This window comes from Emticicia sp. W12TSBA100-4, assembly GCF_040253585.1.
In the GTDB taxonomy this organism is placed as follows: Bacteria; Bacteroidota; Bacteroidia; order Cytophagales; family Spirosomataceae; genus Emticicia.
Window position 1 is genome coordinate 53,234 of the sequence record NZ_JBELAU010000004.1, and the last position, 12,387, is coordinate 65,620.

The 12,387-nt window shown below is 40.9% G+C and carries 7 protein-coding genes; 3 read left to right on the forward strand and 4 right to left on the reverse strand.

Features of this window, described 5'->3' with window-relative positions:
* Positions 1-81 precede the first annotated feature (81 nt).
* The 3 genes from ABR854_RS06040 to ABR854_RS06050 all read right to left on the reverse strand — a co-directional run bounded on the left by ABR854_RS06040 (position 82) and on the right by ABR854_RS06050 (position 5,856).
* Positions 82-3,768, reverse strand: a complete 3,687-nt coding sequence (locus tag ABR854_RS06040; RefSeq protein ID WP_350264474.1) for a PVC-type heme-binding CxxCH protein — start codon at positions 3,766-3,768, stop codon at positions 82-84.
* 154 nt (positions 3,769-3,922) lie between these two features.
* Positions 3,923-5,038, reverse strand: a complete 1,116-nt coding sequence (locus ABR854_RS06045; protein ID WP_350264475.1) for a Gfo/Idh/MocA family protein — start codon at positions 5,036-5,038, stop codon at positions 3,923-3,925.
* 5 nt (positions 5,039-5,043) lie between these two features.
* Positions 5,044-5,856: a sugar phosphate isomerase/epimerase family protein gene (locus ABR854_RS06050; protein WP_350264476.1), complete on the reverse strand. Its 813-nt coding sequence runs from the start codon at positions 5,854-5,856 to the stop codon at positions 5,044-5,046.
* 226 nt (positions 5,857-6,082) lie between these two features.
* Between ABR854_RS06050 and ABR854_RS06055 the strand changes: the two genes are divergently transcribed.
* Together ABR854_RS06055 and ABR854_RS06060 are read left to right on the forward strand one after the other, a co-directional pair.
* A complete protein-coding gene (locus tag ABR854_RS06055; protein WP_350264477.1) occupies positions 6,083-6,949 on the forward strand; it encodes an AraC family transcriptional regulator in 867 nt (288 codons plus the stop codon).
* A gap of 189 nt (positions 6,950-7,138) precedes the next feature.
* Positions 7,139-9,025 carry a beta-N-acetylhexosaminidase gene (locus tag ABR854_RS06060; RefSeq protein ID WP_350264478.1) on the forward strand — a complete coding sequence of 629 codons (1,887 nt, stop codon included), beginning with the start codon at positions 7,139-7,141 and terminating at the stop codon, positions 9,023-9,025.
* A 28-nt stretch (positions 9,026-9,053) separates the two neighbouring features.
* Here ABR854_RS06060 and hutH read toward each other — a convergent pair whose 3' ends face one another.
* A complete protein-coding gene (gene hutH, locus ABR854_RS06065) occupies positions 9,054-10,571 on the reverse strand; it encodes a histidine ammonia-lyase (RefSeq protein WP_350264479.1) in 1,518 nt (505 codons plus the stop codon).
* A 308-nt stretch (positions 10,572-10,879) separates the two neighbouring features.
* Here hutH and ABR854_RS06070 point away from each other — a divergent pair, with 308 nt between their 5' ends.
* Positions 10,880-12,385, forward strand: coding sequence for a malate:quinone oxidoreductase (locus ABR854_RS06070; protein WP_350264480.1), 1,506 nt, complete (start codon positions 10,880-10,882; stop codon positions 12,383-12,385).
* Positions 12,386-12,387: the final 2 nt, after the last annotated feature.

The window sequence follows — 12,387 nt, forward strand, 5'->3', positions numbered from 1 at the left end:
TTACCACGGAGGCACGAATTACACGAATTAGCACAGATTTTCTGTGTAAATCTATGTAATCTGTGCCTCCGTGGTAAAAAACTATTTCACAACTTTCATGATGCCATTCATGATACTCCAGTGGCCTGGGAACGTACACACAAATGGATAATCACCAACTTGAGTTGGGGCAGTAAATTTCAAACGATAAGTTTCACCTGCATTCACTAATGGCGTTGAAAACAACACTTGCGGAATAGCAGGAACGTAGTTTTTCTCAACTGCATCTTTCTGCGTAATCATTTTATTAGCCGCATTTCCGATGATTTCAAGACTTTTTGGTTTACCAATGACCAAATTGTGTTGCATGGCGTCGGGGTTTTCGAGCACCAATATGATGGTTTTTCCTGCTGGAACTGAAAACTCTTTTTTATCAAACTTCATGGCTTCTACCACAGTCTTGATGTTGATGACGATGGCGTCTTTTTCTGCTTCGCTGGCTGAGTTTTTCAAGTTCCAAGCCTGCATCAGCTTATTGATTCTTGTCAAATTATCATCGCTCAATTTACTGCTTAGGCTTGCCATAAACTCTTGATTTGCAGCGTTTACTGTTCCTTTTTTACGAGGATTCCAGCCACTTGATAAACCTTTCAATAATGCGGCGTTTTCGGTGCTTGGCAGTTTATCCCACAATTTCAAAAGAGCAACAATCGAATCAGGTGCAGAAACCGAAGCATAACTACGAGCCGCTCTTTCGAGGGCAAAAGTGCTGAGTTTTTGTGCTTGTTGGTAGGTTACTTTTTTCACGAAAGTATTATTTCTTTCGTTGCCTTCTGCAATTTTATTTTCTTCATCAACCATCACCGTGAAAGTATATTCACCTGCCAAATCGGTTGAGTAACCAAAATCTCCTGACCAAGGGCCGTTGGTGTTTTTGCTAATCGTAACGGTTTCGTTTGGTGCAATGCCCGAAGTATGTACTTTACTCCAAACCGTTGATTTTTGTCCTACGCCCGTAATGTCAATTTTGAGAGAAGCAACTTGTCCCTTTTTCAACGAATCCGTTCCGTTGTTTTTTACTTCTACAAAATATCTCATGCCTTCACGCACAAACGGAGACGCGGGTTCGGTACGCACATTTGTAATCACTAAATCTACACCTTGCGAAGTTGTTTCTGTCGCAGTTGTGGTCTTAGTTTCAGTCATTGCTGCACCGTGATTCATCATCGAATGGTCGTGCGACATTGTTGCTGGTTTAGGAGTTGAAGCAAGATTACGTAGATGTTTCTTCAAAAGTACCGATTTGTGGCTTGTTAAAGCAGTTGCAAACGCATCTGGAAGCCAGCGGTCGGTGGCCTCCGTTGCTTGGTCGATGCGAGTTAAAATTGCTTTTTCGGCTGCTGGTGTGAGTGGCATTTGGTTGAGTGCCAAAACACTATTCAGAATAACTAAAGGCTCTTTATCGTTCAATAAATTGTTTTTCAAGATAACATCAACCGACTTTGCATTGGTTGGTAAAACCTGTACGGCATTCTTACGAACCGCCCAAGATTGGTGTTTCAATGCTCCAACGGCCGCTTGTAGTGCCGCAGGGTTTTTATCAATCGCACCTAAGCCTTTCAATGCCCAAAGAGCATGAATAGCCGCTGGATTTAGGCCAAGTTCATCAACCGATGGGTCGTTTACGAGAGCAATCAAAGCAGGCACAACGTCGGTGTTTCCACGCTCTACCAATAGGCGTTGAGCATGATTTCTCCAAAACATATTGTCGTTTTTGAGAGCTTTTAGCAAACCATCTTTGTCGTTTTTGTTGAGTGCAATTGGCTGATAAGCAGGAGCATTTTTGTAACCAACTCGGTAAATGCGTCCGTGTGTGAAATCTCTCAAATCTGTATCGTAAGCATTTCCTTTGCCATTGCCAAAACCTTGTGGTGTTGGATTGTGCTGAATGATATAGCTGTACCAATCGGCTACCCAAACTGCTCCATCGGGACCAACTTCGGCAAAAACTGGCGAAAACCACTCATCAGCACCTGCCATGAGGTTGAACGATTCTTTGTCTTCGTAGTTTGTACCATTTTTTACCATTTTGTTTTGGTGCAAAATATGTCCTGTTGGCTCGGCAACAAACGCAATCTGATTCCAGTAGTTTTTCGGGAAAGCACGAGCCGTGTAGAAATTATGTCCAGCTGCCGCCGTAAACCCACCAAAAACGTCAACTTGACGAACCTTTTCGGTGATGGGTTTCATGTCTTTGTGGGTATCCGTTCCACGGCTTCCGTTATCGCCATTAAACCCTGGATTCAAGAAGTTTTGGTGCGGAATAGCCATGTACCAACCGTGCGAGTTATTGGCAGTTGAGCCGAATACATCTCCCGCTTCGTTGAAGCCCATTCCCCAAGTATTATTTGAAGTGCTGGTCGTCCATTCCATTTTCGAGCCATCTGGTTTGAAGCGGAAAAATGCTTGTCCAAATTTCAACGAATCACCTTCGGCCAATTTTCCGTTGAAACCCGAATAACCTACACAACCCCAAATCCAGTTATCGAAACCATAATGCAAATTCGATGGCCCAGCGTGTGTATCGCCCGTGCCGAAACCCGTGAATAAAATTTTCTTTTCGTCGGCTTTGTCATCGCCATCGGTATCTCTTAAAAGTAACATGTGTGGTGCTTGCGAAACAATCAAGCCGCCATTGGCAAAAACCATTCCCGTCGGAATGCTCAGACCTTCGGCAAAACGAGTGAATTTATCAGCTTTGCCATCTTTATTGGTGTCTTCACAAATCAAAATATAATCGCTACCGCCCGATTCCTTGCGTTCGTTCGGATAATCTTTTGTGATTAGTACATACAAACGTCCTTTTTCGTCCCAACTCATTGCAATCGGGTGCATGACGTTTGGCTCGGCAGCAAACAAACTCAAATCAAAGTCAGCAGGTACTTGAATATGCTTCATTGATTCTTCAGGCGTAAGAGCCAATTGCTGTAGTTGTTCACCTGGACGTTTTTCGTAGTTAGGCAATTTTGCCCCACGATATTCGAATGGCTTCGGATTCAGTGCCGCATGAGCTGCACGTGCTTCATCGTTTACTGCCCAAAGAATACCGTTTTCGAGCAATTTTTGGAAGTTTACATTGCTCCAAGTTCTATCATCGTGGCCGTAAGCAGTGTAAAAAACTCGACCTTTACCATAGCTGCGAGTCCAAGTATAAGGCTCAGTTTTAGCATCAGGGCGGTCTTTTGTTTGGTCGGCTTTTATTTCACGAGTTTGTAAAACGTTATTGTCGGGCTGTAATTGGCTGTGCAAATAGGTTTCATCAAATACTCGAATCGTACCCAAATCTTTCATGATGATATGATTTGGCTGAACATTTACTACCTGAATTGTATCCATGCGGTGTCTCCAAAACTGTCCACCAACCATTTTTACATACTCAGGTGAATTGCGGAAACAATAAGAAGCACAGTGAATCGGTAAAATACCTTTTCCCGAAGCTACGTAATCGAGCAAAGCCTTTTCGGCGGCGGGCGTGATGTCGTCCCAATTGGCAAAAATCATCAAGGCATCATATTTCGATAAGTTTTGGGCATTAATATCCTCCAATTTATCGGTATAAGTAAAGTTGATACCCTTATTGCCCAATGCCGCCATGATTGTTGGAACTCTTTCAATGGGTTTGTGATGCCCATTATCGCCGAGGAAAAGGATTTCGAGCCTTCGGCCAGTTTGGGCGAATATGCTCGAAAAAGAGAGCATGAGAGTTAGAAATAAAACGATTTTTTTCATTTGATTTTTAATTGGATAGGGTGGTTTTTGAAACCCATTAATGTTGAAAAACATTGGTAAACCGTTTGTAGAGACAGGGCCTGCCCTGTCTCTACTTTGCGACGAAAAAATTGCGACGAATATTTTATCCCCTTTTAGGGGTTAGGGGTGATTCTCAAAACTCAGGCAAATAAATAATCTCGCCACCTTTCATGGCCGATTCGTGTGCCAAGATTCCAACCGATGTCCAGTTGGCCGATTGTACGGCATTCGGGAATGGGTCACGGTCTTCGATGAGTGCCGAAATAAACTCATGAGCCAAATGCGGGTGCGAGCCACCGTGTCCGCCACCTTGTGCAAAACTTAGGTGTGTGTTATCGTCGTGGTCATAGACACCTTTTCCTGTAAAAGATTGAATCTCCTGCGGAAGCAAGTGTGCATAATCAGGCGTTTCAACTTTTTCTGGAATTTCTGGCTCTGGCTTTTTGGCAGTGTGAATAACGTTTGGTTCGTTTTCAATCAAAGCCCACTCGAAAGATTTTTTCGAGCCGTAAACCTCGAAACTCTCACGGTATTGACGTGCTACATCGAACAACGAACGATAAACGTAAGCACTCAAATCGCTATTTTTGAATTTTATGTGTGCGGATTCAACAGCAAATGGTGAATTATGTATTTTTATCAAATCTTCCGAAATTGTTCCTGAACCAAAACACGAAACGTATTCGGCTTCTAATCTCAATAAACCCGCCACAGGCCCAACGCAGTGCGTAGCGTAGTGCATTGGCGGTAAACCTGGCCAATAGTCAGGCCAGCCTTCCATGTCTTGTTGGTGAGATGCTTTCAAGAATTGTACTTTTCCGAGTTCACCTTTTTCGTATAATTCTTTCACAAACAAAAATTCACGGGCATAAACCACGGTTTCCATCATCATGTATTTTTTACCAGTTTCTCTGCAAGCGTTTACGATGGCTTGGCAATCTTCTACCGAAGTAGCCATCGGAACTGTACATGCTACGTGTTTTCCTGCGTAAAGAGCCTTCAAGGTTTGCTCGGCGTGGTTCGGAATTGGCGAATTGATATGAACCGCATCAATGTTTGGGTCTTTCAATAACTCGTCGTAATCTGAATAGCGAACTTCAACCCCAAAAGTATTGCCGATTGCATTGAGTTTTTCAACGTTTCTTTGGCAAATAGCATACATATTTGCGTTTGGGTGACGCTGATAAATGGGAATAAATTCTGCTCCGAAGCCAAGTCCAACGATGGCTATGTTTATTTGTTTTGACATATTATTTATAGGTGAGATTTTAAAAACGATAGACTATCTTTCATTAATTGTTCTTCTGAATCAAACATTTTTCGCCAAATATTGGCCGCTGGAAGCTTCATGCTGAATGCTTCGATGCTTAGCATTCCATCATAATTGATTGATTTTAGGGCGGCTAAAATTTCGGTAAAATCAATTCTGCCTTTGCCAAGCGTACTGCGGTCGTTTTCTGAAAGCTGTACATGAACGATGTGTTTGGCCAATTTTTTGATGGCTTCGGTCATTGATTTTTCTTCGATATTGGCATGGAAAGTATCAAACATTATCTTGCAAGCAGGGTGATTGATGTCTTCGACCAAAGCCAAAAGTTCATCCGACGACGAAACTAAATAACTTTCAAAGCGATTCAAATATTCAAGTCCGAGCGTGATGCCCATGCTGTCGGCGTATTCGGCCAAATCCCAAAGATTTTCTTTTGCCCAAAGCAATTCTTCTTTAGTTGGTGGAACACCCGTAAAAACGCCCAAAGCTGAGTGAAAAGGCCCCGTGAGTAAATCCGAACCCAAAATCATGGCACAGTCAATGGCTCGTTTGTTGCGTTCGAGCGTTGCTTTACGCATCTCGGCATCAGCACTGATTTGATTGAAATCTGGGCCGTTTATCGTTACAGCGATGCGTTTGAGTCCTAATTCATCTAATTTTGCTCGCCAAGAATACCATTTTTCTGGATTTGTATCAAAAATAGGGATTTCTACCCCATCAAATCCAATTTCCTTGATTTGTTCTAAAACTGGAAAAAGGTCTTCGTTAATTTCTGTTCCCCATAAAAGGAGATTCATTCCGTAGGTCATGCCCCTAACCCCTAAAGGGGAATTCTAATTTAAATAAAAATAATAATACAAATTTATCGCAATAAAATTATATAAAATGTGCGTTGATTAACTAATTTTGACTGTATTTTGATATTTTTAAATATATTTACAGAAAAATAAGCAAATATACGTATATATATATTATTCAATAAAACCACGGTGGACTGTCGACTACAGACTGTGGACTTCTTCAATGAAACTACTAAAAAAAACACTCGGAAGTCAGGTTTATTCGTTTGAAGTGCAAGAATTGCGTCAATCTCATTTTGATTCGAGTTGGCACTTTCATCCTCATTATCAACTGTTTACTGTTTTTGAAGGAAGTGGTACTCGCTTCATCGGTGATGATATTCAGCATTTTGAAGCGGGCGATACTGTTTTTCTGGGGCCAAACGTACCGCATCTTTGGCGGAATGATAAAGCCTATTTTGAGCAAAATTCGGGCTTAGAAACGCACGGAATTGTGGTCTATTTTACGGAAGATTTTTTGGGAAATAATTTCTTTGAAAAATCAGAAATGCACCGCCTCAAACAACTTTTGCAAAATGGTCAACGTGGAATGGACATCGTGGGGAAAATGCGTGATAAAATCAGAGAAGGGTTGGTTGAACTGAATAAACTCGAAGGCTTTGAACGAGTTTTGAAACTACTTTCGATGCTACATGAGCTTTCTCAATCCGTTGATTATGAGTTTATTACGAGTTTAGGTTATGTAAATATGCACAAGATTTCGGAAACCGAGCGAATGCAAAAAGTGCATGATTATGTAATGAAGCATTTCAAAGAAGAGGTTCGTCTTAGTGAGTTAGCTTCGCTTGTGAGCATGAGCGATGCAGCTTTTTGTAGGTATTTTAAGAGCCGAACCAATAAATCTTTCTTTGATTTTATTGCCGAAATTCGCATCGGTCACGCTTGTAAACTGCTGCATGAAGGCACGCTCAATGTTACTCAAATTGCTTATGAAAGTGGTTATAATACCATCTCAAATTTTAATCGACAATTTAAGACAATTGTCGGGAAATCGCCATTAGTTTATCAAAAAGAATATCGTAGAGATTAAAAGCTTCGAATTAACCTGTATTGAGTTTAATTCAAAACGAAAATCAAGTATTCTAAAATATTTTTTTAATATTAATTTATTGAAAAATAATTTTTTAAAAAGACTTGAAAAGAAGGCCTTACTACCTTAATATTGTGGTATAATTCAACCCCAACCATTTTCAATTCAACAAAACTCTTCTTTCGTTCTATGAAAAAAGTTCTTTTTTCGGTGCTTAGTTTTGCCTTTCTCAATCTAAATGCCCAAAATACGCCCTTAAACCTTATTCCGCAGCCCGTTGAGGTATCGCAGAGTGCAGGAAGCTTTACTCTAACCGCCAAAACCACCATCAGTTACAACAAAGCTGACGCAAGCGGTGTGGCTGAAATGTTGGTGCAGAAATTGAGCGTGCCTACGGGCTTAGCTTTAAAAGCCCAAGAAGGAAAAACTGGTACGATTCAACTCAATTTGAATGATACTCCAAATGCTCAGCTTGGAAAAGAAGGTTATACTTTTGAGTCAACTCCGAAAGGCGTTGTTATTTCGGCCAACCAAACTGCGGGTTTGTTTTATGGCATGCAAACTTTGCTACAACTTTTACCGAAAGAGATTGAAAGTAAGTCGGTTACGAAAGCTACGTGGGCGATTCCTGTTGCAAAAATTACTGATTATCCACGCTTCGGTTGGAGAGGAATTATGCTTGATGTAAGCCGTAATTTCTTCACAAAAGCTGAAGTAAAAAAATACATTGATGATATTGCCCGCTTGAAATATAATACTTTTCACTGGCACTTGACCGATGATGAAGGTTGGAGAATCGAGATAAAATCTTTACCAAAACTAACCGAAATAGGAGCGTGGCGTGTGCCTCGTTCGGGACATTTCGGTGACCGTGAACCTGCAAAAGTAGGCGAAAAAGCTACGGTTGGAGGTTTTTATACCCAAGAAGACATTAAGGAAGTTGTAAAATATGCCCAAGAACGCAACGTTACGATTGTACCCGAAATTGATGTGCCAGGCCATAGCATGGCGGCAATAGCAGCGTACCCAGAATTAAGTACAACTAAGAACCCAAATACATTCGTAAATCCAGGGGCAAATATCGCTGATTGGTACGGAAACGGTACTTTCAAGATGCGTTATGAAAATGCGTTGAACCCTTCAGATGAAAAAGTATATGAATTTTTGGATAAAGTAATGACCGAAGTGGCGGCACTTTTCCCGAACCAATATATTCATGTGGGTGGTGACGAATGTTACAAAGGTTTTTGGGCAGCAGATGCGGGTTGTCAGGCTTTGATGAAAAAACTGGGGATTCGCCATGTAGAAGATCTTCAAGGATATTTTATGAATCGTTTGGAGAAAATTTTGGCGGCAAAAGGTAAAAAACTCATCGGTTGGGATGAGATTTTGGAAGGTGGAATTTCGCCAAATGCAACCGTAATGAGTTGGAGAGGAGTGAAGGGCGGAATTGAAGCGGCACATCTCGGCCACGAAGTTGTAATGACCCCAACAACCTTTGCTTATTTAGATTATAACCAAGGAGAAAATACCATCGACCCACCAATTTATGCAGGTCTTCGTGTGAGTAAATCGTATAGTTTTGAACCTGTGCCAGATGGCGTTGATGCCAAGTATATCTTGGGTGGACAAGGAAATCTTTGGAGTGAACAATTGCCAACGTTGCGTTATGCCGAATACATGACTTATCCACGTGCATGGGCTTTATCAGAAGTATATTGGTCGCAGAAATCGGCTAAAAACTGGGATAATTTTAGCAAACGAATGGAAGCTCATTTCGACCGTGCTGAGGTTGCCGAATTGGGTTTCTCGAAAGCAGTTTACGATGCGATTATCACACCAAGCTATAAAAATGGTAAATTAATGCTCGAATTGGGTAGTGAAATATCGGATTTAGATATTTTCTATTCGATTGACGACTCGATGCCCGATAAGTTTTCACCGAAATATTCACAGCCAATCGAATTACCCGATGGCCCAATTACACTTCGTGTGATTACCTATCGTGCAGGAAAACCAATCGGTCATTTGATTACGCTAAAACGTGCTGAGTTGGAGCGTAGAGCTGGAAAATAAGATTTTTCAAAACCAGTGCTGTATTTATTTACAGCACTGGTAAATTAATATTACTTAAAAATTCGACCGCCAATTTTATGTCAGCATGCAATACTCGGTCATTGTCATTGAAAGTAACTTTTTGCCTAAATTTTTCATAGATTTCTTCTACTATTTTTGAGCTTTTGAGCGGTCTTCTGAATGCCAATGCCTGTGTAGCAGTCAGTAATTCTATTGCCAAAATTCGTTCTACATTATTTAGCACTCGTAAACTCTTGGTAGCGGCATTTGCTCCCATACTTACATGGTCTTCTTGTCCGTTTGATGAAACTATCGAATCGACACAAGCTGGTGTGCAAAGTTGTTTGTTTTCGCTCACGATTCCTGCGGCGGTGTATTGTGGTATCATCAAACCCGAATTTAGACCTGAATTTTTTACCAAAAATAAAGGTAAACTACGTTGCCCCGACAATAATTGATAGGTACGTCGCTCTGAGATGCTTCCGATTTCGGCCATTGCTATGCTCATTAAATCAAAGGCGATTGCTAATGGTTGACCATGAAAATTTCCACCCGAAAGAATCAGGTCTTCATCTGGAAAAATATTAGGGTTATCGGTCACGGCATTGATTTCTTGCAAGAAAGTTTTACTCACAAAACCAATCGAATCTTTGCTTGCACCGTGTACTTGCGGAATACAACGAAACGAATACGGATCTTGAACTTGTGTTTTTGTTTGATTGATTATTTGACTGTTAATCAGGTATTTACAAATAGTTTCGGCGGTTTCTACTTGCCCCTTGTGCGGACGAATCGAATGAATTTTTGGGTGAAAAGGTTGCAAAGACGCATCAAACGCATCAATCGAAATCGCCGAAATTAAATCTGCTATTTTGAGGAGTTTTTGAGCCTTTAATAAATTATAAACTCCATAAGCGGCCATAAATTGAGTGCCGTTGATGAGGGCAATTCCTTCTTTGCTTTGTAGCTCGATAGGTTGCCAACCAAATTGGTCTAAAACTTCTTTCGCTGCTCTTTTTTTACCTTTAAAATTTATTTCTCCTAAACCAATCAGCGGTAAAGCCAAGTGCGAAAGCGGAGATAGGTCACCCGAAGCTCCGAGCGACCCTTGTGCATAAATAACAGGTGTAATATCGTAATTATAAAAATCAATTAATCGCTGAACAGTTTGTTCTTGCACACCCGAATGCCCGTAGGCAAGCGACTGGATTTTCAAGAAAAGCATCCATTTTACAATTTCTTTCGGCACTTCATCGCCCATACCACAAGCGTGCGATTGCAGTAAATTATATTGTAGTTGAGCAATTTGTGTTTTGTCAATTGCCACGTTTTGCAAAAAACCAAAACCAGTATTGATGCCATAGAAAAGGCAATCGCTATTGTTGAGTTTTTGGTCAAGAAAATCTCGACAATGGTTGATTCGATAGCGTGCTGCTTCCGAAAGTTCGAGGTCGTGCGTATGTGTCGAGATTTGCTGTAAAGTATCAATATCGAGCCAATCTTGGTCAATGATGTGTGTGCTTTTGTCGATGATTGTCGTTAGCATAGTTAAGCCTGATTTTTTGACAAAATTCGAGCTTCTATTTAATAATATAAAATAGTATTTTTGTAGTTGATTAATCAATAAAAGTGATTAATATAAGATATACATGACCACATAGTGGTCAAACATGAATAGCCCTGAATGCAATTCAGGAAAAGGGAAGAAAATGTTATTAAGTCACGACTCTGAAGGAGTCGAACTTCTTTTTTGATTGTGTTATAACCGAACAAAGCATTTTAATCTCACCCGCTGGCATAGAATTTTAATGAAAGTATTTAGTTTTACACAACCGATAACAGCAAACGTAATTAATGACAAGAATAGCAAAAACTATCAATAAAAAGCCCGATGTGGTGCTTATTGGGGCAGGAATAATGAGTGCTACACTCGGAATCATGCTCAAAGAGTTTCAGCCCGACCTCACGATTGAGGTTTTTGAGCGACTGGATTTTGTAGCGGGTGAAAGTTCAGATGCTTGGAATAATGCAGGAACTGGCCATTCGGCACTTTGTGAATTAAATTATACACCCGAACTCGAAGACGGTTCGATTGATTGTAAAAAAGCCATTGCGATTGATGAAGCCTTTGAGACTTCTCGTCAGTTTTGGGCTTTTTTAGTCGAGAGAAATATTGTTCAATCGCCTGAAAGTTTTATTCGTAGTATTCCGCACATGAGTTTTGTTTGGGGAGAAGAAAACGTTACGTACCTCCGAAAACGTCATTCGGCACTTATAAAATATCATCCTTTTAAGGGCATGCAATATTCAGAAAGCCATGCACAACTAAAAGAATGGATGTCGATTGTGATGGAAGAGCGTGACCCCAATCAGCACGTAGCAGCTACCAAAATGGATATCGGCACTGATGTGAATTTCGGAGCTTTAACTCGTGCTTTGCTCGACTATTTAGATGGTTTAAATGGCGTGAATATTCATTTACACCACGAGGTAGAAGATATTGAGCGAGAAGATGATGAGAAAAAATGGACGATTGAGGTAAAGAACTTAGATAATGGTGAAGAAACCGAGGTAAAAGCCAAATTTGTGTTTATCGGGGCGGGTGGAGGCTCATTGCATTTACTCGAAAAGGCTGATATTCCCGAAGGTAAAGGCTTTGGTGGTTTCCCAGTGAGCGGGCAATGGCTGAAATGTATTAACCCCGATGTGATAAATGCTCATCATGCCAAAGTGTATGGTAAAGCTTCGGTAGGAGCTCCACCGATGTCTGTTCCGCACCTTGATTCTCGCATGATTGATGGTGAAAAAGCACTTCTTTTTGGCCCGTATGCAGGTTTTTCTACGAAATTTTTGAAAAATGGCTCTTATTTCGATTTGCCAACTTCTATCAAATGGTCGAATCTGATTCCGATGATTTCGGCTGGTTTGGATAATATTCCGCTTACAAAATACCTAATACATGAGGTTATGCAATCGGAAGAGGCTAAATTGGAGGCTCTCCGAAATTTTATGCCAACCGCCAAAATGGAAGATTGGGAATTGGAAATTGCTGGGCAACGTGTGCAGGTAATCAAAAAAGATGATGAACACGGTGGTGTTTTGGAGTTTGGAACAGAAGTGGTGAGTGCCGCCGATGGCTCTTTGGCTGCTTTGTTGGGGGCTTCGCCTGGGGCTTCTACCTCGGTTTCGATTATGTTAAATGTAATCAAAAAATGTTTCCCAATACAAATGCAGTCGGACGAATGGCAACAGAAGGTTAGACAAATGATTCCGTCGTATGGCCGCCCATTGATTGAAAATCCAGCTTTGTGTGATGAAGTAAGAGCATGGACAAGTAAGGTTCTAAAATTGAACGGATAAGA